The organism is Rhizobium sp. 10N414 (assembly GCF_056394785.1).
In genome coordinates this window covers 90759-112886 of the sequence record NZ_JBFTIN010000015.1, presented here as the reverse complement: position 1 = coordinate 112886, position 22128 = coordinate 90759, and the positions used below count along the sequence as shown (strand labels likewise).

The window sequence follows — 22128 nt, the reverse complement described above, 5'->3', positions numbered from 1 at the left end:
TAGGCGGGCAATGCCCCTCCGGCCCGAAGCCGACGCGCCCTACAGCAGCACCAGCATGCTAATGCAATGGGCCAATTGCCACAAGGCGAGATTGTAAGGCCGCGGGATCATTTGGCGTCGTGAGACGCGTATTGCAAAGGGCGAGATTTCTCCCGCCCTTTCTTTTTTCAATTAGGCGCGTTCACGGCGCTGACCGTTGCCACCGCGCGACGGACCGCCGCGACGGTTTCCGCCGTTGCCTTCGCGACGTTCGCCGCCGTGGGCCTGCGCGCCACGATCTTCACCGTGTTTGCGGGCCGGGCGGCCGTGCGCATTGCGGGCGCCGCCGCCGGGATGATGACGGTTCTCGCCATTGGCATGGTTGCCATGCTGGGGGCGCTGCGGCTTGCGGGCCGGACGGAAGTCCGACGTTGCCGCCAGATCGTTGTCGGGGCCGGACGTCATCGGCGTAGCCTCGCCACGGCGCTGGCCGCGGAAGTCTTCGTTGCGCTGGGTTTGGCGCTCAGGACGCGGACGACGCTCGCGGCGCTCCTCATTGTTGGCGCGGACTTCGTCGCCAGCTTCAGGGCGCGGACGACGCTCCGGGCGGCCACCTGCACGATGGCCTTCGCCACGGCGCTCACCGCCACGGTTTTCACCACCACGACCCTGGCCGCGGTTGCCGCCATTGCCATTGCTGTTGCCACTGCCATTGCCGCGGCGCGGAGTGGCGTTCATGTTGGCAGGCGCTTCACCACTGGCTACAGCGATGTTGATGTTCATCAGGCGTTCGATGTCGCGCAGGAGACGGGTTTCGTCAGGTGCACAGAAGGCGATCGCGATGCCGTCACGACCAGCGCGGGCCGTACGGCCGATGCGGTGGACGTAGGCATCCGGAACTTCCGGCAGGTCGTAGTTGTAGACGTGGCTGACGGCCGGGATGTCGATGCCGCGGGCGGCAACGTCGGTCGCAATCAGCGTCTTGACGTCGCCGTCACGGAAGGCCTTGAGGGCGCGCTCGCGCTGGCCCTGGCTCTTGTTGCCATGGATGGAAGTGACCGAATAGCCAACGTGGTCGAGGTGCTTCATCAGCTTCTCGGCGCCGTGCTTGGTGCGCAGGAAGACGATCGCGCGTCCGTCAGGGTTCTCGGTGAGTGACTTCTTTAGGAGGTCCGTCTTGTCGTTCTTGCCGTTGACGAAGTGGACATACTGCTCGACCTTGTCGGCAGCCTTGCCCGGAGGTGTCACTTCGACGGTGACCGGGTCCGTCAGGTATTCGCCGGCGAGGTCGGCGATCGATTTCGGCATGGTTGCCGAAAACAGCATCGTCTGGCGCTTCTTCGGCACCATCTTGGCGATCTTGCGCAGGTCGTGGACGAAGCCGAGGTCGAGCATCTGGTCGGCCTCGTCGAGAACGAGGTAGCGTACGGCGGTGAGGCCGATGGCGCGGCGGGCGACGAGGTCGAGCAGGCGGCCGGGCGTGGCAACGAGGATGTCGGTGCCCTTTTCGAGCTGCAGCTGCTGCTTGTTGATCGAGACGCCGCCCACGACGACGTTGATGCGCAGGTGCGACTTGCGCAGGAAGTTCTTAAGGTTCTGGGCGATCTGGTTCACCAGTTCGCGGGTTGGGGCGAGGATCAGCGTACGGGTGGTACGGTTGTCCGGACGCCGCTCTTCAGGGATGATCTTTTCGATGATCGGCAGGCCGAAGGCGGCCGTCTTGCCGGTGCCTGTCTGAGCAAGGCCGATAAGGTCGCGGCCTTCGAGAAGAAGCGGGATCGCCTTTTCCTGAATGGGGGTCGGCTTTTCGATGCCGAGCTGGAAAAGTGTGGCGACGATCGGCTTGGAGATGCCAAGCGATTCAAAATTGGTCAAGTCATAACCTTTTTAGGGCGCGCCAAAAAAATCGGCCGGATCGCAAAATGCGGCCCGGTGTCATTCTGGCGTCAAGAACCCCGCGTGAAGTGGGAACTTGTCTTGTTGGAAAAAGCTTTCCAGCGCTTCTTGCCCGCGTCTTGGGATGCGGCCTGTACGAAATGCGCTTTTGCCCTTCTTCCTGCTCCTATTTGCTGGCAGGGGCACGCTCACGCGGCGGCCGGAAGGTGAAAGCTGGCCTGCATTTGGTCTAGTTGGGGCCAAAAGTCAAGAGCACAGGCTCAACGCCCACCGCAGCGACACCCTATGCCAGCGCCGTTCTCAGTAGCAGACCCGTGTCCGGTAAGCGTCGCCCCAACCGTTGTGCCGCCATACGATATGGCACCGAGGCGCGTAGTAGTACCGCGAATAAGGCCTGTAATAGCTCCGATATGCCGGCCTGTAGTAGCCCCCATAATAGGGTTGGTAGTACGGCCTATAGTAGGACCTGTAATACGGCCGATAGTACGGTCGATAGTATGGGCCCGGATAGCCGTAATAGGCGTAGGGGCGCCCAACCTGCGACAGCAGCAGGCCGCCGACTGCTCCAACGGCAACGCCTCCCCAGAAGTCATGATTGGCGTTCGCGGGCGTTGCCGGGATGAGGGTTGTACCCGTCAGGGTCAATGCCATTAAGCCCGCCGCCATGCTTTTATGAAGTACGGACATGGTCGTCTCCTTTCGTAGACGATGCTTGTTCCTGAAGCCGTCAGGCGAAACCGTTCGGGTATACGGGCCAACTGAACGAGTTCATTTTAGAAACGAGTGAAACTATACCACAGTTCCGCAGGGTTTATTCGGTTTGAACTGCTGCATCGCAGCGGCCGCGCCGGCGCTAGAGCACAGGTTACCTGCGTCCTGCAGGGTGCCGCTGCATTATGGTTAAAGGGTTGTTAAAGAGCGCCCGTTATACTTGCTCGATGAGTAAGCTTTTCCTGACTGAGGACCAACTTTGACATCGAGCGGGGACCTTCTCGAGCTGGCCTGCCGCCGGATCGCGGATCTGGAGCGCCCCGCCTATGTCAAGAACAGCGAGCTTCGCTATGTGGCCGTCAACGAGGCCTATGCATCCTTCTTCGGAAGGGAGATCCCTGATTTCATCGGCTGCCGGAGCCGAGAACTTATCGATACGCCGGAAGAGGAGGCCCGCGAAGACAAGGAGCGGCGCGCGCTCGTCTTCGCGAGTGAGGAAAGTGCCGTTTGTTTGGACAGCAGGGGCTTCGGGCGCGAGCGGGTGCGGATCGAGAGTTTCTCGCCGTCCGAAGACCGCGTCTATGTGCTCGGTATTTTTGAAAGGACAGCTCCACATCAAGACGGCGGCGATCAGCTGACAGGGGCCAAGCCGACCCTTTCGGCATCCGACTTGGCTCGCAGCCGGGCGCTGACGGACGATCTTGAAGGCATTCTTCGTGCTCTCCCAGTCGGTGTCATGATCCTCGACGAAGAGCGCAACGTCCTCTACGCCAATGACGAGTTCTACGATGTCTGGGATCTACCACGTGACGACCGCTTCGACGGCTTGGCCTTCATCGACGTCATCCGTCGCAATCACCAACTCGGTCGCTATGGGGACAGGCTCACGCCGGAGCAGATCCTTGCCCGGCGCGAGAAGCATTTTGCTGCGGAACAGCAGCCGCCAATAGAACTGGGCTGGGTTAACGGCAAGCGGGTCCTGTTCGAGGGCGGCTGCCTTTCCAACGGTCGCGTCCTGCTTTCCTATACTGATGTCACTGCGGTCCGCCAGCGGGAGAAGGAAATTCACGAAACGCGGGCGGCTCTCGCGCATCTCGGCGACTTGATGGAGGACGCGACACGGGCGATGTCGCAGGGCCTCTTGATCGTTCAGGACGGCAACATCCTGCTTGCCAGCGAGCCACTCAGCGAGATCCTCGCCATACCACCTGAATATCTCGCAGTTGGACGGGGGTGGATCGATCTGTTCCGGTTTTGCGCCGAACGTGGCGACTTTCACGGGCAGGAAGATGAAATCCTGCAGAGCTGGCGCGATAATATCGCGGCCAAGAAGCCGATTTCGACGCCGTTCCATGTCGCCGGAGAGCGCTGGGTTAACCTGGATGCGACGATCAGCGAGCGGCAGCACTGGGTTGCGCTGTTCACCGATGTCACCGAAGCGAAGCAGCGTGAGGCCGAGCTTGAGCGGTTGCTATCCCGGGCGGAAGCCGCCGATCGCGTCAAGTCGGAGTTCCTGGCGAATATGAGCCATGAGATCCGAACGCCGATGAACGGCGTTCTCGGAATGGCCGAATTGCTGGCGAAGACCAATCTCGACACGCGCCAGAAGACGTTCATCGATATCATCGCCAAGTCGGGCAACGCCTTGGTGACGATTATCAACGACATTCTCGACTTCTCCAAGATCGACGCCGGCCAGATGACCCTCAGGCGCACGACGTTCGATTTGGTCGAGGCGATCGAGGACGTTACAACGCTCCTGTCTTCGCCGGCGGCTGAGAAGAACATAGAGCTGCTGGTGCGCGCGGCACCCGATTTGCCGTCGGCCGTGATCGGTGACGCCGGCCGCTTCCGCCAGATCATCGCCAATCTCGTCGGCAATGCCATAAAGTTCACCGAGCGCGGTCACGTCCTTGTGGACGTCGGCTTTACGCCGGGCGCGGAAGACGAAATCATGGCGCGCATCCGGGTCGAGGATACCGGCATCGGCATCCCGGGCGACAAGCTCGACTCCATTTTCGACAAGTTCTCGCAGATCGACTCATCCTCCACGCGTCGCCATGAGGGAACCGGGCTTGGCCTTGCCATCACGGCAGGGCTGGTCGACTTGTTCGGCGGCTACCTCGAGGTGGACAGCGAACCGGGGGAGGGCTCGGTCTTTACGGTAAACCTGCCTCTCACCGTGGCAGCGGCGCGCCTTGCTCCAAAGCCCTTGCCGGTCAACGTGACGGGTGCGCGCGTTCTCATCGTCGACGACAACGCGGTCAACCGACAGATTTTGGCCGAGCAGCTGGACCTCTGGGGCTTCGATGGGGCCGCCGCCGAGGACGGACCGGCGGCCATGGCAATAATCGCCGCAGCGAACGAGTTGGGCATCGAGATCGATGCGGTCGTGCTGGATTACCAGATGCCGGGCATGAACGGCGCCGACATCGCACGGAAGCTGCGCGCCGACAGCCGCTTTGAACGGCTGCCGATCATCTTCCTGACCTCAATGGACATTTCCGGGACGGAGAAAGAGTTCGCCGCGCTTAACGGTCAAGCCTATTTGATGAAGCCGGCGCGGGCCAACGTGCTGCGAAACACCATCGTTGACGTCGTGCGGGCAAGTCGCACGAAACAGATCGCTGCGGCGGGGAAGACGGTTCCGGAGGCAGCGCCGCCGCCGCTCGCCAAAGCTGAGCCTTCCGAATGGCCGCCGGCGGAGTTCATCGACGTGCTGGTTGCGGAAGATAACGAAGTCAACCAGATCGTCTTTACGCAGATATTGCAGGAAACCGGCCTCAGTTTTCTCGTCGTCGGCAACGGCGAGGAGGCGGTCGAGGCATGGGATCGCTGCGCACCACGCATCATCATGATGGATGTCTCGATGCCTGTCATGAACGGCCACGACGCGACGCGCGCAATACGCGATCGCGAACGCGTACAAGGTCATCGCGTGCCGATCATCGGAGTGACGGCGCATACGCTGGAGGTCGACCGCGATCTCTGCCTGGACGCCGGAATGGACGATTACATGTCAAAACCGATCAGCCCGGAACTGCTCGAAGAGAAGCTTGCGCTGTGGCTGCGCGCGAGCGAGCAGCACGCGGGGTCTAGGATTTGATGCCGCAGAGCATCTCGCGTTTTCCGGCAAAGCCGGCACGACGCTCCACCGCAAAGCCGGCGGCGATCAGGTTTCGTCGGACAAAGCCGGCCGCCGCATAGGTCGCGAAGGTTCCGCCTGGCTTCGTCTTCTCGCAGACGAGGCGCATCAATTCCTCAGACCACATGTCGGCATTGCGCGATGGGGCGAAGCCGTCGAGATACCAGGCATCGAAGCCGGCTTGCGCGGCCGCGACGCCTTCGAGAGCATGGCCGCGGATAACGCTGAGCGACGTCTGGTCATCGAGCCGCAGGAAGACGCTTGCTTCCGGCGTTTCCGGCCAGGCGGCCGCCAGGGCTTGCCGCTCGATGTCGATCTCGGCCCAATGAGAAAGCGCACGGTCGATTTCCCCACGCCGCATCAGATAAAGTTCAAACGACATGAAGTGCAGTTGCTGCCCGTTGCGCCGAAAGAGTTTCCATTGCCGCCACGTTTCGGCGAAATTCAAACCTGTGCCGAAGCCGAGCTCACCGATCAGGAAGTCGCCGTTATCCTGCCAGCGCTGCGGCAGGCCGTTGCCGGCGAGGAAAACGTGTCCGCATTCCAGCCGGCCATCGGTCTGGCAATAAAAATGGTCGCCAAAGGCCGGTGAATAGGGCATATCGCCGTCGCGCCACTCCAGCGGCTGGTGGGGGCCAGCACTCTTTTCGGGATCAGTATCTGTCATGCCAAAAGCCGATAGTCCGACCGCGCGTTCCGGTCAATCATCGACTGCCCTGCTGATCATCGGTGGCGGTATCATGGGGCTATGGGCAGCGGTTCAGGCGGAACGCCTGGGCATCAATGCATGGCTCATCGAAGCCGGCCGGCTAGGTCACGGCGCGAGCGGCGGCCTGCTCGGGGCGCTGATGCCGCACATGCCGGACAAGTGGAATGCCAAGAAGCAATTTCAGTTCGATGCGCTCGTTTCTCTGGAGGCGGAGATTGCAGCGTTGGAACGGCAGACCGGTCTTTCCGCCGGCTATCGGCGCTCGGGCCGCCTCATTCCGCTGCCGAAGCCGCATTTGCGCGAGATCGCGCTCGGTCATTCCCGGGATGCGAAGCATCGCTGGATCGCCGGCGAGCAGCGCTACCACTGGCGCGTGCTCGACAAGCCTCCCCAGGACAACTGGCTGGACGCAGCGGCAGGTGAAAGCGGCTTCGTGCACGACACGCTTGCCGCCAGAGTCGCGCCGCGGTCGCTCATCGCGCTCCTAGCGGCATCACTGCGCGACGCACGGAGCGTCCGCGTTGCCGAAAACGTTTCGGTCGATGATCTCGATCTTGAGCGCAAGGTTGCGATTACCAGTGCAGGTGACATTGCTTTCAGACAGTGCATTGTCGCTGCCGGCCACCAATCCTTTCCATTGCTGCAGCGGTATACCGGTGGCCTTGTGAAGCCGCTGGGCCAGCCCGTCAAAGGCCAGGCAGCCCTGCTGAAAGTCGACATAGCCCCGTCCTTGCCGACGATCTTTCGCGACGGGCTGTATATCGTTGCGCATGAGGGCGGCCATGTCGCCGTCGGCAGCACCAGCGAGAATCGCTTCGACGAACCATTCTCGACGGACGAGCAGCTCGACGCGCTGCTTGAGGCATCTGCCCAATTGGTGCCGGCGTTGCGAGGCGCGCCCGTTGTTGAGCGGTGGGCCGGTCTGCGGCCGAAAGCGATCGATCGTGATCCGATGATCGGCGTCCATCCCGACCATGCCGGCCTGATCGCATTGACCGGCGGCTTCAAGGTCAGCTTCGGCCTGGCGCACCGTCTGGCTGCGGCAGCGATCCACCTCGCGGCCGGCCGCCAGCCGCCCTTCGCGCTGCCGGAAAGCTTCTTGCTCGCCAATCACATCTGCGTCGCTTCACGCTAAACGTGAATTAGCACCTCCTGCCTTTCGTTATTCTGTCATGCAAATCACCTATCTGCTAGCGCAACCGCGGCGCCGACGGAGGGCTGTGCCGTTTGTTCGACGGAGGAAATTGGATGCGCTATGCCATTTGCTTTACACCCGCTGCGAGCGACCCGCTTTCGCACGTGGCTGCAAACTGGTTGGGTCGAAACGTGTTCTCTGGCGAGATGGTCGAGCCGACAGCGATCCGCGGCCTGAGCATTCACGAGATTGCCTTCCATACGGCGCTACCGCGCCGCTATGGCTTCCAAGGTGTTCTGAAGGCGCCCTTCCGCCTCGCCGCCGACGTAACGGAGGCGCAACTTCTGCGGGATCTGATGCGCTTCTGTGGAACGCTGACGCCGTTTCACATCCATCAGCTTGAGGTGGCGAGGCTCGGTGTATTCTACAGTCTCGTTCCGTCGCGGCCTTGCGAACATGTCCACTATCTTTCCAGTGCCGTCGTTCAAGAGTTCGACCGATTCCGGGCGCCGTTGAGCGAGGCAGAAATCGAGCGGACGGACCCGGGTGGCCTGTCGGCGGCGCAGTTCGCCAATCTGTATCGCTGGGGCAGCCCTTTTGTGATGGACGAGTTTCGCTTTCATATGCCGCTGACCGGTCCTGTCAGCCACTGCGACATGCCACGGGTCGAGCAGGCGCTTCGGAACGCCTTCGAGCCAGTCCTCGCCGATCCCGTCAAGGTCGCCAATGTCGCGCTGATGGTCGAAGAGGGGAATGGCGGGCCGTTTAGCGTGCATTCGCTGCATCCGATGGGCAAGGTCAGCGCACGTCGAGATCGTGTTTCTACACTGGCCTAAGAGTTTGYGCCGCAAAGGCAAAACTCTGTTGCGTACTTTCCGTCTCGACATTCCTTCTCTGGATGCTACCGTTTCGCCGACTTTCAGGAAGGTGATTTCATGGTATCCGAAACTTATCCGCGCAATCTGATCGGTTACGGTCGCAACACGCCCGACCCGAAGTGGCCGGGCGATGCCTGCGTGGCCGTTCAGTTCGTTATCAATTACGAAGAAGGCGGCGAAAGCTGCATTCTCGATGGCGATCCTGCCTCCGAAAACCTTCTGTCGGAAATTGTCGGTGCCGCGTCCTGGCCGGGTCAGCGAAACCTCAATATGGAATCGATTTACGAATATGGCTCGCGCGCCGGGTTCTGGCGCTTGTGGCGCATGTTCACGGAGCTCAAGGTTCAGGCCACCGTTTATGGGGTGACGCTTGCTATGGCGCGCAACCCGGAGGCGGTCGCGGCCATGAAGGAAGCCGGTTGGGAGATCGCCAGCCACGGGTACCGCTGGCTTGAGTACAAGGACTTCCAGGAAGACGTCGAGCGCAAGCATATCCAGGAAGCCGTGCGCCTCCACACGGAACTGACCGGCGAACGTCCCTACGGAATGTACCAAGGCAAGCCTTCGGACAACACGCTGCGCCTCGTCATGGAAGAGGGCGGTTTCCTTTATTCCTCTGACTCTTATGCCGACGATCTGCCGTTTTGGGTGAAGGGTGTCGATGACAACCCGTTCCTGATCATACCCTATACGCTCGAGACGAACGACATGCGCTTTGCAACGCCGCAAGGCTTCAATTCCGGCGATCAGTTCTTCACTTACCTCAAGGATGCCTTCGATACGCTGTATGAAGAGGGGAAGGCCGGCAGCCCGAAGATGATGTCGGTTGGCCTGCATTGCCGTCTCGTCGGTCGTCCCGGTCGCGCCGCAGCGTTGAAACGCTTCATCGAATATGTGCTGAAGCACGACAAGGTGTGGATACCCAGGCGAATCGAGATCGCGCAGCATTGGCATGCCCACCACAAGCCGGAGACAATCTGATGCTTTCGCGGGACGAGTTCGTGTCACGCTACGGCGGTGTCTTTGAACATTCGCCGTTCATTGCCGAGCGTGCCTATGACGACGGTTTCGTCGGCGACGAACTGACGGTGGATCGTGTCCACACGGCGCTCGTCGCCATCTTCCGGGCGGCGAGTCCGGAGGAGCGGCTCGGCGTGCTGCGTGCCCATCCCGATCTTGCCGGACGTCTCGCGATAGCGGGTGAGCTTACCGAAGACAGCAAGAAAGAGCAGGCAGGCGCCGGGCTCGATCGGCTGAGCGCCGCGGAACATGGCCGCTTCACCGAGCTCAACACGGCCTATGTCGAAAAGTTCGGCTTTCCCTTCATCATCGCGGTTAAGGGCCTGAACAAGGATGACATTCTGGCTGCCTTCGAAAAGCGCATCGACAACACGCGCGATGAAGAGTTCGAAACAGCCACCGCACAGGTCGAGCGTATCGCGTTTCTGCGCCTTGAGATGATACTGCCGGGGCGTTGAGACAGGCAGCTCCTTGGTGCTTTTCTCTTTTGCGCCCGTGACTTATAGTTGCGCCATGAGGCCATCCGAAGTGCTGGAGAAGAACAGGCAGGCGATCCGCGAAGTGACGAAGCGCTTCAACGCGGCGAACCCACGTGTCTTCGGCTCCGTGGCGCGCGGCGAGGACCGGCCGGACAGCGATCTGGATATTCTGGTGGATGCGCTGCCGGGCAGCACATTGTTGACGCTGGGCGGCTTGCAGGACGCACTGGAACAGATGATGCTGGGTACGTCCATCCATCTGCTGACGCCCGGCGACTTTCCCGAACCCGTGCGTATCCGTGTCCTTTCGGAAGCGAAGCCCATATGAGCCTCGAGCGAATTTCCTACCTGCTGGAGCGCATGCGGCAAGCCGCTACCGATGCCCATCAAATGGTCACCGATGTCAGTAAGGAGCACTTTCTGGCTGACATCATCCTTCAGCGGGCGGTCGGAATGAGCCTCCTGATGGCTTCGGAGATCGCTGCACAACTCATAAAGATCCATCCCGAGTTTATGGTAGAGCACCCCGAGTTCCCTTGGGGCGCGATGCGAGGCATGCGCAATCGTATTGCTCATGGCTATTTCGACATCGATCTCGACAAGATTTGGGCGACCGCGAAAGACGATGTTCCCGACCTGCTCTACAGACTTGACCTCGTGCGCAATTGGCGTGCCGAAGGCGAATAAAGACATGTCTCAAATCCTCGATATTGTTCCGCTGACCAAATCCGCCTTTGCGCCCTTCGGTGATATCATCGAAGCCGATCCGGTAACGATGCGCTATATCAACAACGGAACGACCGAGCGCTTCCATGCGCTTGCCGCTGCCGAAGCGGCAGGCGAGGGCGCGCGCGTCATCATCAACCTGTTTCGCGGGCAGCCGCGCCACTTTCCCTATGAAGTTGACATGATGGAGCGGCATCCGTTCGGCAGCCAGAGTTTTTCGCCTATCTCCGGCCGCCCCTATCTCGTCGTCGTCTCCGAGGACGAGGGCGGCAAGCCCGGTCGTCCGCGGGTGTTTCTGGCGCGGGGCGATCAGGGCGTGAACTATCGCCGCAATACCTGGCACCACCCGTTGATGTCGCTTGGCGCCGTAAGCGATTTCCTTGTTGTCGACCGCGAGGGACCCGGCAACAATCTGGAAGAATACTTCTTCGAAAGGCCCTTCATCATCAGCGAGCCGAGCCTATGACCGGACTGACCACCCACGTACTAGATACCGCGTCCGGCAAGCCGGCCGAGGGATTGCGGATCGATCTCTTTCACCTTGAAGGAGAGGTCCGTCGCCATATGAAGACGGTCAAGACCAATTCCGACGGCCGCGTCGACGGCGGGCCGATCCTGATCGGCGATAGCTTCAAGGCGGGGACTTATGAACTCGTCTTTCATGCCGGAGACTATCTGCGCGCCGAGGGTATTGCTCTGCCACACCCGGCCTTTCTGGATCTCGTGCCCATCCGCTTCGGTATTGCCGACGTCACCGCGCATTACCACGTGCCCTTGTTGATCTCGCCTTACGGCTATTCGACCTATCGCGGTAGCTAGGTGATGCGGTTTGCGGCGATCGCGGATGTACACGGCAACCATCTGGCGCTCGAGGCGGTGCTGGCCGATATCGCGGCGCAGGGCGTTACCGAGATCGTCAATCTCGGCGATTGTTTCAGCGGCCCGCTGACGGCAGGGCGAACTGCGGAGCTTCTGCGGGAGCGAGACATGCTAACCGTCCGCGGCAATCACGATCGCTATCTGATCGAACAGCAGCGCGAGGCCATGCATCTTTCGGACACGGCAGCGTTTGATCAGCTGACGGCGGACGACCTGCAATGGTTGCGCGGCCTGCCGACGAGCGCCGTTTATCGGAGCGAGGTCTACCTTTGCCACGCGACGCCTGCGAACGACAGCACCTATTGGCTGGAATCCGTGTCTACGGAAGGCCATGTCTTCCTGAAGCCGCTTGCAGAGATCGAGGCGTTGGCCACGGGCGCGGATTTCCCGCTGATCCTCTGTGGCCATAGCCATATCCCGCGACTGGTTCGCCTCAGCGATGACAGGCTGATCGTCAATCCCGGCAGCGTCGGCTGCCCGGCCTATGACGACGATCGACCGCATTACCACAAGGTCGAGACCGGCCACCCGCTGGCGTCCTATTGTATCCTGGAAAAGGGCGAGACCGGCTGGCTCCCTGCCTTCCGCACGGTCGCCTACGACTACATGGCCATGTCGCGCCTCGCAAATGAAAACGCCCGCCCGGATTGGGCAGGCGCGCTCGCGACCGGTTGGATGCCGTAGCTTCTTTTCTTACTGCCGACCGAGCAGTATGGAAGAATTGACGTCGTTGATGTCGCGCTTGCCGCAGAGCGCCATGGTGATGTCCATCTCCTTGCGGAGGATGCTGAGCGCGAGTGTAACGCCGTCCTTACCCATGGCGCCGAGGCCGTAAAGGAAGGGGCGGCCGATATAGGTGCCCTTGGCGCCGAGGGCTACTGCCTTCAACACGTCCTGGCCGGAGCGGATGCCGCCGTCGAGATGCACTTCGATCTTGTGGCCGACCACATCGACGATTGGCTCCAGCATGCTGATCGAAGAGGGGGCGCCGTCCAGCTGGCGACCACCATGGTTGGAAACGATGATGGCGTCGGCGCCTGTTTCTGCTGCTGCCTTGGCGTCCTCGACGTCGCAGATGCCCTTGATGATCAGCGGGCCGCCCCACTGCTCCTTGATCCAGGCGACGTCGGCCCAGGAGAGCTGCGGGTCGAACTGTTCGGCGGTCCAGGAGGAGAGCGACGAGAGATCGGAAACATTCTTGGCGTGGCCGACGATGTTGCCGAAGCTGCGGCGCTTGGTCTGCAGCATGTCGAGGCACCAGAAGGGGCGTGTCGCCATCTGCCAGATGTGCTTCGGCGTGAACTTCGGGGGGGCGGAGAGACCGTTGCGCAGGTCCTTGTGGCGCTGGCCGAGGATCTGCAGGTCAGCGGTCAATACGAGAGCCGAGCACTTCGCCGCCTTGGCGCGATTGATCAGGTTGAGCACGAAATCCTTGTCGCGCATCACGTAGAGCTGGAACCAGAATGGCCTGGTGGTAACCGAGGCGACATCCTCGATCGAGCAGATGCTCATCGTCGACAGCGTGAAGGGAACGCCGGCTTCTTCCGCAGCACGGGCTGCCAGCATTTCGCCGTCTGCGTGCTGCATGCCAGTCATGCCAGTCGGGGCGAGCGCCACTGGCATCGACACTTTCTGGCCGATCATGGTCGTTTCAAGTGTCCGGTTCGTCATGTCGACGAGGACGCGCTGGCGCAGCTTGATCTTGGCAAAATCGCTCTCGTTCGCCTGGTAGGTCGACTCCGTCCAGGCACCCGAATCCGCATAGTCGAAAAACATCTTCGGGACGCGGCGCTGGGCGAGGCTCTTGAGGTCGGCGATTGTGAGAGGAGTGGCCATGGATAAGACTTTCACATCTGAATAACGCCATGGCCCTTAACATGATTTCCGAGGCTTTGTGTATCTCTTTCGTCGCCTATGGGACAAGAATCAGGCTGCCTGCCGCCCGTCCTTCCTCAAGGAATTGCTGGGCTTCCGCAGCCGCCTCTAGAGGGTATTCGCGGGCAATTGTCGACGTTATGCCTGAAGCCAGCATTCCGACCACGGCTTCAGCTGCCGTCAGGTAGGCTGCAGTGTCCGTGATGTAAGCCATGACGCTGGGATGTGTCAGCGATTTTCCGGGGCGAAGCTCATCAACTGAGACAGGCGGGATCGGCCCGCCGGCCTGTCCGATTGTGGCGACGACACCGAAGGGACGAAGGGCCGCTATGGATTTTGCCAGCATGCCGCCCCCGATGCCGTCATACGCGACATCGACGCCGCGGCTGTCCGTCAACCGCTTCACTGCGGCGACGACATCTGCGTCTCGGCCGATGATCAGATGGTCCGCACCGTAGCTGCGGGCGAGATCGGCCTTCTCCTCCGAACTCACGGTTCCGATGACTGTAGCGCCGAGATACTTTGCCCACCGCACGAGAATACTTCCAAGCCCGCCGGCGGCGGCATGAATGAGAACGGTCGTTCCGGGCTCGACGCGATAGGTCTTCGTCAAGAGCATGTACGCTGTCAGCCCCTTGAGCATGGACGCGGCCGCAACCTTTGAAGGTACGCCATCGGGTAGGAGAACGGCGCGGGCCGCCGGCAAGAGCCTTGTCGCGGCATAGGCGCCGACAGGCGCGCCGGCATAGGCTACGCGATCGCCGGGTTTCAGTCTCGTGACGGCGCTTCCAACGGCTTCGACAGTGCCTGCTCCCTCGACCCCGAGTACGGCGGGATAGGCCGGCAGGGCGTAGAGCCCGCGACGGTGGTAGATATCGAGGAAATTCATACCGATCGCGTCGTGACGGATGCGGATCTCGTTTGCGCCAGGCTCCTGCGGCTGCTGTTCTGATACCTGTAGTTGCTCGATGCCTCCTGGTGCGAGAAGCGTAACGGCCTTATCCATGAAACGTGCTCTCCGATTGCTGCTGCAGCCATCATCGCCCATGGCGTTATGGTCGAAAATTCCCTATCGTTTCTCATTGCATGGGAAAAAATGAACAATGATCGATTGGGAAAACCTTCGCTACTTCGCGGCGCTCGCTCGTGCCGGAACGTTGCTCGGAGCTGCGCGCGCCCTCGGAGTGGAGCACGCGACAGTTGCCCGTCGAGTGGCCGGGCTCGAGGAGCAGATGGGTGTGAAGCTGGTCGACCGGCGCGGTCGGCGCATCGTGCTGACGCCGGAGGGCGAGCGGGTGGCGGGCATGGCGGAGCGGATGGGGCAGGAGGCGCAGGCCATCGAACGCTTGGGGCTTGCGGCCGGCGCGACGCTTGCCGGCGAGGTCAGGATCAGCGCGCCACCGACGCTCGCGGCTGCAATGCTGCCGGCAGCGCTGGTCGCCTTGCGAGCCCGCCACCCAGATATTGGTATCACCATCGTCGGCGAGACCCGCTATGCGTCACTCGACAGGCGGGAGGCGGATATTGCGGTCCGCATGACGAAGCCGGAACAGGGCAATTTCGTCATCAGCAAGCTTGGGAATGTCGGCTTCGGCTTCTATGCCACGGCTGCCTATCTGGCCGCGACGTTGGAGGAACAGCGGACTTTCATCGCCTACGATGAAACGATGGCGAGCGCACCGCAGTCGATCCGGCTCGCCGACGCGACTGAGGGAAGGAAGGTGGCACTAAGGGCAACGACGCTGGAATTCCAGCTGGCGGCGGCGCGCGCTGGCGGCGGCATCGCCATGCTGCCAAATTTCATGCTGGCGGGTCGTGATGATCTCGTCGAGGCTATTCCTCAGCGGCAGCCGCTGACTCGGGAGTTCTGGCTCGTCGTCCATGCCGACATCCGCAACGTGCCGATCATCCGGGTTGTGATGGAGGCGCTGAAGTCGATTCCGTGGTCCGGCTAGCAGCTGCGGGCATTTCCGTGGGCAATAGCGCAGGTGGTTGGGGCTAAGAGGCGGCCTGAGCCGGCCGCCCCTAGTCAATATTCTTGCTTGGTCGGCCTGAACAGGATCTCGTTGACGTCGACATCCTCCGGCTGGCTCATGGCGAAGGCAACCATCCTCGCGAAAGAGTCGGCCGGGATCGCCATTGCGTAGACCTTGCGGACGCGCTCGGCGACGTCAGGTTCAGTGATGCTGTCGGGCAGCTCGGTTCGCAACGGCGCCCGGCGAGATGATCGTCGTGCGGATGTTGAAGGGCTTTACCTCCTGCCGCAGCCCTTCGGAAATGATGCGCAAGCCATGCTTGGTCGCGGCATAAACGGCGCCGCCCGGATTGACCTTGTGGCCGGTGACCGACGAGACGTTGATGAGATGGCCACTCTTCTGCTGCTTCATATAGGGCAGCGCTGCGGCAATGCCGTAGAGCACGCCCTTGAGGTTGACGTCGATCATGCGGTCCCAATCCTCGACCTTGCCGCGCTCCAGCGGAGAGTGCGGCATCAGGCCGGCATTGTTGATGATGACGTCGACGCGGCCATGCAGCCGAACGGCGTGGTCGACCAGGCGTTTGACCTGATCGACCTTAGTTACGTCGGTCTCGACGACGGCGTCGCTGCCGAGGCCGAGTTCGTCGGCGATCGCATTCAGCCGGTCGAGACGCCGGGCGCCGAGAACGAGTTTGGCGCCGTCTCGCGCCAGGTGTCTGGCCGCCGCTTCACCAAGGCCGCTGCTCGCGCCGGTGATCACGACGACCTTGTCCTTGATACTGTAGTCATGACAGATCCTTTCCCTTCGCTTGGTCACCGCTCAGCGGTCGACCCTTGCCTGTAGGTGTGCCGGATAGCGGTCACCCTCGACCTTTATGCCAGCGAGCGCGGTTTCGATGGCGGCAAGGTTTTCCGCCGTCAGCTGCGCGGCAGCGGCGCTGATGTTCTCTTCCAGACGGTGCATCTTTGTCGTTCCGGGGATCGGAACGATCCAGGGCTTGCGGGCCAGCAGCCAGGCAAGCGCGATCTGTGCCGGGGTCGCGCCCTTGTCGCGGGCGATCTCGCCGAGGCGATCGACGAGCGCTTGATTGGCCTTGCGGGCTTCGGCGGAAAAGCGCGGAACGACGTTACGGAAATCCTTGCTGTCGAAGGTGGTCGTCTCATTGATCGCGCCGGTCAGGAAGCCCTTGCCGAGCGGGCTGAACGGAACGAAGCCGATGCCAAGCTCCTCGAGCGTCGGCAGGATGTCCTGTTCTGGCTCGCGCCACCACAGCGAATATTCGCTCTGCAGCGCGGCGACCGGCTGCACTGCATGCGCGCGGCGGATCGTCCTGGCGCCGGCTTCCGAAAGGCCGAAGTGCTTGACCTTGCCTTCGCTGATCAGGTCCCTGACCGTGCCGGCGACATCCTCGATCGGCACGTCAGGATCGACGCGGTGCTGGTAGAAGAGGTCGATCACGTCGGTGTTGAGGCGCTTCAGCGCCGCATCGGCAACCTCTCTGATATGAGCAGGGCGGCTGTTCATGCCGCTCTGGCCGCCATCCGGGCCGAAGTTGAAGCCGAACTTGGTGGCGATGACGACCTTGTCGCGGAATGGCGCCAGCGCCTCGCCAAGCAGGGTCTCGTTCTTGTAGGGACCGTAGGCTTCCGCGGTGTCGAAGAAGGTGACGCCGCGTTCGAAGGCGGCGCGGATTAACTTGATCGCGTCCGCGGTGTCCATTGCCGGGCCGTAGCCATAGCTTAAGCCCATGCATCCGAGGCCGAGCGCGGAGACTTCGAGGCCGCTTTTTCCGAGTGTGCGCTTCTGCATGGAATTTCCCTTTCCTAGCCCTGGTATTGTTCGTCGGTGACCGTTTCCATCCAGTCGACCACCTTGCCGTCGAGGGCTTCGGCGATCGCGATGTGGGTCATGGCTGTTGTCGCGGATGCGCCGTGCCAGTGCTTTTCGCCCGGTTCGAACCAGATGATGTCGCCGGCGCGAATTTCTTCCACAGGTCCGCCGTCACGCTGTGCGCGGCCGGTACCGGAGAGGACGATCAGCGTCTGACCGAGCGGATGGGTGTGCCAGGCGGTGCGGGCGCCGGGCTCGAAGGTCACCGTTGCACCGCCGACGCGTGCTGGCGCCGCCCCGTTGAACGGCGCATCGATGCGGACCGTCCCAGTGAAATAATCCGCCGGTCCCTTGGCGGATGGATCGGAGCCGTTTCGCTTGATTTTCATCTTTCGTCCTTTCGTGAGCTCAGGAGCGTGCTGCTCGGCCGACGTTCGGAAGAAGATCTAGTGCGGATGCTTTCCTGCGATTAGATGGTATAAACGGCATAAGCTTATGAGTGAGATTCATGAATGACGCGGCAATCGATCAACGACCTCATCGCCTTTCTGGCCGTGGCGCGGGAGAGAAGCTTCACGAAGGCCGCGGCCAAGCTCGGCGTGTCGCAATCGGCGCTCAGCCATACCGTCCGCGGCCTTGAAACACGCCTCGGCCTGCGGCTGCTGACGCGCACGACACGCAGCGTGTCGCCGACGGAGGCAGGCGAGCGTCTGCTGAGCTCGATCGGGCCGCGTTTCGATGAGATCGAGAGCGAGTTGGCTGCGCTCAGCGAATTTCGCGAGAAGCCGGCGGGTACGATCCGCATCACCGCGGGAGAGCACGCCGCTGACGCCATACTCTGGCCCGCGCTGGAGAGGCTGTTGCCTGATTATCCCGATATCAATGTCGAGATCATCGTCGACTACGGGCTGACCGACATCGTCGCCGAGCGCTATGACGCCGGCGTCCGCCTTGGCGAGCAGGTGGCGAAGGACATGATCGCTGTGCGCATCGGGCCGGACATGCGGATGGCTGTCGTCGGAGCGCCTGCCTATTTCGACCGGCAGCTCAAGCCGCAGGCGCCTGCCGAACTCACCGACCACAACTGCATCAACCTGCGCCTGCCGACCTATGGCGGGGTCTATGCCTGGGAGTTCGAGAAAGAAGGGCGAGAGGTAAAGGTGCGGGTGGAGGGGCAGTTGGTGTTCAACAACGCGCAGTTACGGCTGAACGCAGCGCTTTCTGGCCTCGGTCTGGCGTTTATGCCGGAGGCGCTGGTGTGGCAGCCACTGTCCGATGGACGGCTCGTTCGCGTCCTTGAGGATTGGTGTGCGCCGTTCCCCGGATATCATCTCTATTATCCGAGCAGCCGGCAGACGTCGCCGGCCTTCGCCCTGCTGGTCAATGCGCTTCGCTACCGGGGGTGAGGCATACGAAATTCGCCTGCTCGCTGCGGACCGATGCCGACCTCAACGGGCAGATCTCAGATCGCACTCTTGGCGGCGACGCCTGCCACATAGGTCTCCACGATCGCGCGGTCGTCGCCCATGGTTTGCAGCAGGAAGAGTTCTTCCGGCAGCGTCTTCACGACCTCCATCTTGAGCGCCATGGCGGGCGTTGCGGCGGCGTTGAGGACGACGATATCGGCGTCGGAGCCGACATCGAGCGTACCGATCCTGTCGGCAAGGGACAGCGACCGGGCGTTGCCCAATGTTATGTGATAGTAGCTCTCCAACGGGTTCAGGCGTTCGCCGAGCAGCTGCTGGATCTTGTAGGCCTCGTCCATCGTGCGCAGCATCGAATAGCTGGAGCCGCCGCCAATGTCGGTCGCGACCCCGATGCGCACCGGCTTTTCGCGGCGCGCAAGCGCCTTCAGCGGGAAAAGACCCGAGCCGAGGAAGAGGTTCGACGTCGGGCAATGCACCGCGACCGAGCCTGCTTCGCTCATCGCATCGGCCTCGCGATCCGAAAGATGGATGCAGTGGCCGAAGAGCGTCTTGTCGCCGAGCAGGCCGTAGCGCGCGTAGATGTCGGTGTAGTCGATCGCCTCGGGATAAAGCTCGCAGGTGAACTTGATCTCGTCGTGGTTCTCGGAGAGGTGAGTCTGGATGTGGAGGTCGGGAAACTCGCGGGCAAGCGCCTGGGTGGCCTCCATCTGTGCGGGCGTCGAGGTAATCGCGAAGCGCGGGGTGATGGCGACGTGGCAGCGCGCCTTGCCGTGCCAGTCCGCGATGATCTTGCGGGTCTCGTCATAGCCCATCTGAGGTGTGTCGAGCAGCCCCTGCGGGGCGTTGCGGTCCATCATCACCTTGCCGCCGATCATGCGCATGCTGCGCCTCAGCGCTTCTGCGAAAAAGGCGTCGGCGGAGGTCTTGTGGACGGAGCAGTAGGCGACGGCCGTCGTCGTGCCGTGGCGCACGAGCTCATCGTAGAAATGCGTGGCGATGCGCTGGGCGTGATCGCTTTCGACGAAGCGGCATTCCTCGGGGAAAGTATAAGTGTTCAGCCATTCCAGCAGGTTTGCCGCATAGGAGGCAATGACCTGCATCTGCGGGAAATGCAGGTGCATGTCGATGAAGCCAGGCATGATCAGATGCGGACGATGGTCGACGGTTACGGCATCGGCGGGGGCGTGCGGGCTCACCTTGTCATAGGCGCCGCAGGCAACGATCAGGCCATCCTTGATCAGGAGGGCGCCGTCGCTTTCGTAGAGATAGCTTCCACTATCGCCAAGATCTTGGGGTGCGCGCAGGAAGGAAAGCAGGCGGCCGCGGAGGAGGGTATGTGTCATGGCTTTCTGTCTCTGTCGATTGTCTTCTTGTTGCGCCGTTGGCGTCAGGGCGCCGGCTGGGCGGCAATGGCCGCCGGAGTGTCGGCGCAGCCGTACATGGTCTTGTCTCCGAATGCCAGAACCGCGTTCAGCGTGTAGTGACGATCGGACATGCCGTCTGAGCAATCCCCTTTGGTCAGCGTCAGCTTGAAGGGTGCCGGCCCGTCGGCGATCGTCCACGTGGCGCGATCGTTCTCGATGACCGGACCGGAGTTGGCGCTTTTGACGTCCTCGATACCTGGACGGCTGAACGTGAGCCCGTCGGTGCGGATCTTGATCGCCCAGAAGGGCTCGGTGCCAAGGGCGTTCAGATCGCCTGAAAAATTGCCAGCGGCTGGTGCCGCGCCGCCCTCCGATCCCGAAGCATCCGCTCCGCTCTGCCCGCAGGCGGTCAGGGTGGCGGCGAGGAGCAGGGCGCGAAGGGTGGCTGAGATCATTCCTGTTTGCCTTCGACTGCGCTTTCGAACCAGGCGACGAGCAGCTTGCGCTCATCCGGGGTGATATCGGTCAAGTTGCCGGGCGGCATGGCGTGGCTGCGGCCCGCCTGTATATAGATCTCGCGCGCATGAGCGGCAATTTCCGCATCGGTTTCGAGGACGACGTCCTTTGGCGGCCGCGCTAGCCCTTCATAAACCGGTTCGGCGGCATGGCACATGGAACAGCGCGTGCCGACAAGCTGCTTGACCGCGGGGAAATGCGGGTCGCCGGCGAATTGCTGAAAGGCGGGGGCAACCGCTTGCGCATCCTTCTCGCCGGTTAGCACCTGCGGCACCGTGGACAGCCACATGATCAGGATGAAAAGGATCACGGTGACGATCCAGGTCCAGGTCGGGCGGCCCTTCCTCGCATGCGTCGTGTTGAACCAGTGGCGGATGGTGACGCCCATCAGGAAGACGAGGGCGGCGATTACCCAGTTATAGGCGGTGCCGAAGGCCAGCGGATAGTGGTTCGACAGCATGAAGAAGATCACGGGCAGCGTCAGGTAGTTGTTGTGGAGTGAGCGCTGCTTGGCGATCGCGCCGTACTTGGCATCGGGCGTGCGCCCGGCGATCAGGTCGGCGACGACGATCTTCTGGTTCGGGATGATGATCATGAAAACGTTGGCCGACATGATCGTTGCCGTAAAGGCGCCGAGATGCAGGAAGGCGGCGCGGCCGGTAAAGAGCTGCGTGTAGCCCCAGCCCATGAAGACGATCACGGCGTAGAGAACCGCCATCAAGCCCCAGGTGTTCTTGCCGAGCGGCGACTTGCACAAGAGGTCGTAGATGACCCAGCCAACCGCAAGCGAGGCGAGCGAGATCAGGATCGCGACCGGAGCGGTAATGTCGAGCACATGGCGGTCGATGAGGAAGAGATCGGCGCCGCCATAGTAGACGATGCAGAGCATCAGGAAGCCGGAGAGCCAGGTAAAATAGCTTTCGTATTTGAACCAGGTCAGGTGCTCGGGCATCTGCGCGGGCGCCACCAGATACTTCTGGATGTGATAGAAGCCGCCGCCGTGAACCTGCCATTCCTCGCCATAGGCGCCGGGCGGAAGGTGCGGCCGCTTCACTAGGCCGAGGTCGAGCGCAATGAAATAAAAGGACGAGCCGATCCACGCAATCGCGGTAATGACGTGAAACCAGCGGGCCGCAAAAGCCAACCATTCCCACGCTATGGCATATTCATACATAGAGTTCCCCTGTTCTTCCCTCGACTCGTCACTTTGCAGAAAGACGCGCCCGGAGGAAAGAGGATTGCGGTTACTCGGAGCTATTGCCGAGAATAACGTAGAGCCGATCACGGTAACGAACTTTTGAAAAGGCGGCGTGCGATCCGTCCGCGCACGCTCGAGGCTCGAAACCTGCCGGTAGAGCCAGGTGGTTCCCTTCATGTTCGTTGAGGAGATCAAGGTTTGCGGGAGCGACCTACCCGGAGCATGTCGACGTGGGAGCCGGTGATTGACAGCACCGCCCAACTGCCTTCGTCGCCCTTGTAACCGATCGTGTCGAGTGTCTCGTTGACCTGTCCCGGCCCTCGAACGCGAAGAAAATCCGATCCTGATAAGGCTGCAATACATAAACCATATCAACGCCGTT

At 61.7% G+C, this 22128-nt stretch carries 22 protein-coding genes and 1 pseudogene; 12 read left to right on the top strand and 11 right to left on the bottom strand.

Going from position 1 to position 22128, the window contains the following annotated elements:
- Positions 1 to 171: 171 nt before the first annotated feature.
- Positions 172 to 1854: a DEAD/DEAH box helicase gene (locus tag AC1DE4_RS15965; RefSeq protein WP_018857509.1), complete on the bottom strand. Its 1683-nt coding sequence runs from the start codon at positions 1852 to 1854 to the stop codon at positions 172 to 174.
- A gap of 321 nt (positions 1855 to 2175) precedes the next feature.
- Positions 2176 to 2562, bottom strand: coding sequence for a hypothetical protein (locus AC1DE4_RS15960; RefSeq protein WP_082728539.1), 387 nt, complete (start codon positions 2560 to 2562; stop codon positions 2176 to 2178).
- Positions 2563 to 2845: 283 nt separating this feature from the next.
- On the opposite strand from AC1DE4_RS15960, the gene AC1DE4_RS15955 reads away from it, so the two are divergent.
- Positions 2846 to 5692, top strand: coding sequence for a response regulator (locus AC1DE4_RS15955; RefSeq protein ID WP_477882019.1), 2847 nt, complete (start codon positions 2846 to 2848; stop codon positions 5690 to 5692).
- Here the strand turns inward: AC1DE4_RS15955 and mnmC2 are convergent.
- The gene (mnmC2, locus tag AC1DE4_RS15950) at positions 5682 to 6398 is read right to left on the bottom strand and encodes a tRNA (5-methylaminomethyl-2-thiouridine)(34)-methyltransferase MnmC2 (protein WP_025660457.1); all 717 of its coding nucleotides are present in this window, start codon (positions 6396 to 6398) and stop codon (positions 5682 to 5684) included. The two genes, AC1DE4_RS15955 and mnmC2, sit on opposite strands and share 11 nt — an antisense overlap.
- Between mnmC2 and AC1DE4_RS15945 the strand changes: the two genes are divergently transcribed.
- From AC1DE4_RS15945 to AC1DE4_RS15905, 9 genes are all read left to right on the top strand, one after another.
- The gene (locus tag AC1DE4_RS15945) at positions 6397 to 7575 is read left to right on the top strand and encodes an NAD(P)/FAD-dependent oxidoreductase (protein ID WP_025660456.1); all 1179 of its coding nucleotides are present in this window, start codon (positions 6397 to 6399) and stop codon (positions 7573 to 7575) included. The two genes, mnmC2 and AC1DE4_RS15945, sit on opposite strands and share 2 nt — an antisense overlap.
- Before the next feature lie 113 nt (positions 7576 to 7688).
- Positions 7689 to 8411: a DUF1045 domain-containing protein gene (locus tag AC1DE4_RS15940; RefSeq protein WP_025660455.1), complete on the top strand. Its 723-nt coding sequence runs from the start codon at positions 7689 to 7691 to the stop codon at positions 8409 to 8411.
- A 99-nt stretch (positions 8412 to 8510) separates the two neighbouring features.
- Positions 8511 to 9434 carry an allantoinase PuuE gene (puuE, locus tag AC1DE4_RS15935; protein WP_018857514.1) on the top strand — a complete coding sequence of 308 codons (924 nt, stop codon included), beginning with the start codon at positions 8511 to 8513 and terminating at the stop codon, positions 9432 to 9434.
- A complete protein-coding gene (gene uraD / locus AC1DE4_RS15930) occupies positions 9434 to 9931 on the top strand; it encodes a 2-oxo-4-hydroxy-4-carboxy-5-ureidoimidazoline decarboxylase (protein WP_018857515.1) in 498 nt (165 codons plus the stop codon). The genes puuE and uraD overlap by 1 nt, the downstream gene beginning before the upstream one ends.
- A gap of 55 nt (positions 9932 to 9986) precedes the next feature.
- Positions 9987 to 10280 (top strand): nucleotidyltransferase family protein, encoded by a 294-nt coding sequence (locus AC1DE4_RS15925; protein ID WP_025660454.1) that lies wholly within the window; start codon positions 9987 to 9989, stop codon positions 10278 to 10280.
- On the top strand, positions 10277 to 10639 hold the full coding sequence (locus AC1DE4_RS15920; RefSeq protein WP_018857517.1) for a HepT-like ribonuclease domain-containing protein: 363 nt from the start codon (positions 10277 to 10279) through the stop codon (positions 10637 to 10639). Before AC1DE4_RS15925 ends, AC1DE4_RS15920 begins: the two co-directional genes overlap by 4 nt.
- A 4-nt stretch (positions 10640 to 10643) precedes the next feature.
- Positions 10644 to 11144, top strand: coding sequence for an ureidoglycolate lyase (locus tag AC1DE4_RS15915; RefSeq protein WP_018857518.1), 501 nt, complete (start codon positions 10644 to 10646; stop codon positions 11142 to 11144).
- The gene (gene uraH, locus AC1DE4_RS15910) at positions 11141 to 11497 is read left to right on the top strand and encodes a hydroxyisourate hydrolase (RefSeq protein ID WP_018857519.1); all 357 of its coding nucleotides are present in this window, start codon (positions 11141 to 11143) and stop codon (positions 11495 to 11497) included. Before AC1DE4_RS15915 ends, uraH begins: the two co-directional genes overlap by 4 nt.
- A gap of 3 nt (positions 11498 to 11500) precedes the next feature.
- Complete coding sequence (locus AC1DE4_RS15905) at positions 11501 to 12241, top strand: metallophosphoesterase family protein (protein ID WP_025660451.1); 741 nt, start codon at positions 11501 to 11503, stop codon at positions 12239 to 12241.
- A 9-nt stretch (positions 12242 to 12250) separates the two neighbouring features.
- Here AC1DE4_RS15905 and AC1DE4_RS15900 read toward each other — a convergent pair whose 3' ends face one another.
- Positions 12251 to 13393 (bottom strand): alpha-hydroxy acid oxidase, encoded by a 1143-nt coding sequence (locus AC1DE4_RS15900; RefSeq protein WP_025660450.1) that lies wholly within the window; start codon positions 13391 to 13393, stop codon positions 12251 to 12253.
- Positions 13394 to 13469: 76 nt separating this feature from the next.
- The gene (locus AC1DE4_RS15895) at positions 13470 to 14438 is read right to left on the bottom strand and encodes a quinone oxidoreductase family protein (protein ID WP_025660449.1); all 969 of its coding nucleotides are present in this window, start codon (positions 14436 to 14438) and stop codon (positions 13470 to 13472) included.
- A 97-nt stretch (positions 14439 to 14535) separates the two neighbouring features.
- On the opposite strand from AC1DE4_RS15895, the gene AC1DE4_RS15890 reads away from it, so the two are divergent.
- Positions 14536 to 15387: a LysR family transcriptional regulator gene (locus AC1DE4_RS15890; protein WP_018857523.1), complete on the top strand. Its 852-nt coding sequence runs from the start codon at positions 14536 to 14538 to the stop codon at positions 15385 to 15387.
- 74 nt (positions 15388 to 15461) lie between these two features.
- On the opposite strand, the pseudogene AC1DE4_RS15885 reads toward AC1DE4_RS15890, so the two are convergent.
- The 3 genes and pseudogenes from AC1DE4_RS15885 to AC1DE4_RS15875 all read right to left on the bottom strand — a co-directional run bounded on the left by AC1DE4_RS15885 (position 15462) and on the right by AC1DE4_RS15875 (position 17630).
- Positions 15462 to 16206 (bottom strand): annotated as a pseudogene (locus AC1DE4_RS15885) (SDR family oxidoreductase).
- Positions 16207 to 16230: 24 nt separating this feature from the next.
- The gene (locus AC1DE4_RS15880; RefSeq protein ID WP_018857524.1) at positions 16231 to 17220 is read right to left on the bottom strand and encodes an aldo/keto reductase; all 990 of its coding nucleotides are present in this window, start codon (positions 17218 to 17220) and stop codon (positions 16231 to 16233) included.
- Between the two features lie 14 nt (positions 17221 to 17234).
- Positions 17235 to 17630: a (R)-mandelonitrile lyase gene (locus tag AC1DE4_RS15875; protein ID WP_018857525.1), complete on the bottom strand. Its 396-nt coding sequence runs from the start codon at positions 17628 to 17630 to the stop codon at positions 17235 to 17237.
- 123 nt (positions 17631 to 17753) lie between these two features.
- Between AC1DE4_RS15875 and AC1DE4_RS15870 the strand changes: the two genes are divergently transcribed.
- Complete coding sequence (locus tag AC1DE4_RS15870; protein ID WP_025660448.1) at positions 17754 to 18647, top strand: LysR family transcriptional regulator; 894 nt, start codon at positions 17754 to 17756, stop codon at positions 18645 to 18647.
- 56 nt (positions 18648 to 18703) lie between these two features.
- Here AC1DE4_RS15870 and guaD read toward each other — a convergent pair whose 3' ends face one another.
- From guaD to puuD, 3 genes are read right to left on the bottom strand one after another with little or no spacing between them, the layout of a single operon-like run.
- A complete protein-coding gene (guaD, locus tag AC1DE4_RS15865) occupies positions 18704 to 20011 on the bottom strand; it encodes a guanine deaminase (protein ID WP_025660447.1) in 1308 nt (435 codons plus the stop codon).
- Positions 20012 to 20055: 44 nt separating this feature from the next.
- On the bottom strand, positions 20056 to 20487 hold the full coding sequence (locus AC1DE4_RS15860; protein ID WP_477882012.1) for a COG3650 family protein: 432 nt from the start codon (positions 20485 to 20487) through the stop codon (positions 20056 to 20058).
- The gene (gene puuD, locus AC1DE4_RS15855; protein WP_025660445.1) at positions 20484 to 21722 is read right to left on the bottom strand and encodes a urate hydroxylase PuuD; all 1239 of its coding nucleotides are present in this window, start codon (positions 21720 to 21722) and stop codon (positions 20484 to 20486) included. Before puuD ends, AC1DE4_RS15860 begins: the two co-directional genes overlap by 4 nt.
- Positions 21723 to 22128: the final 406 nt, after the last annotated feature.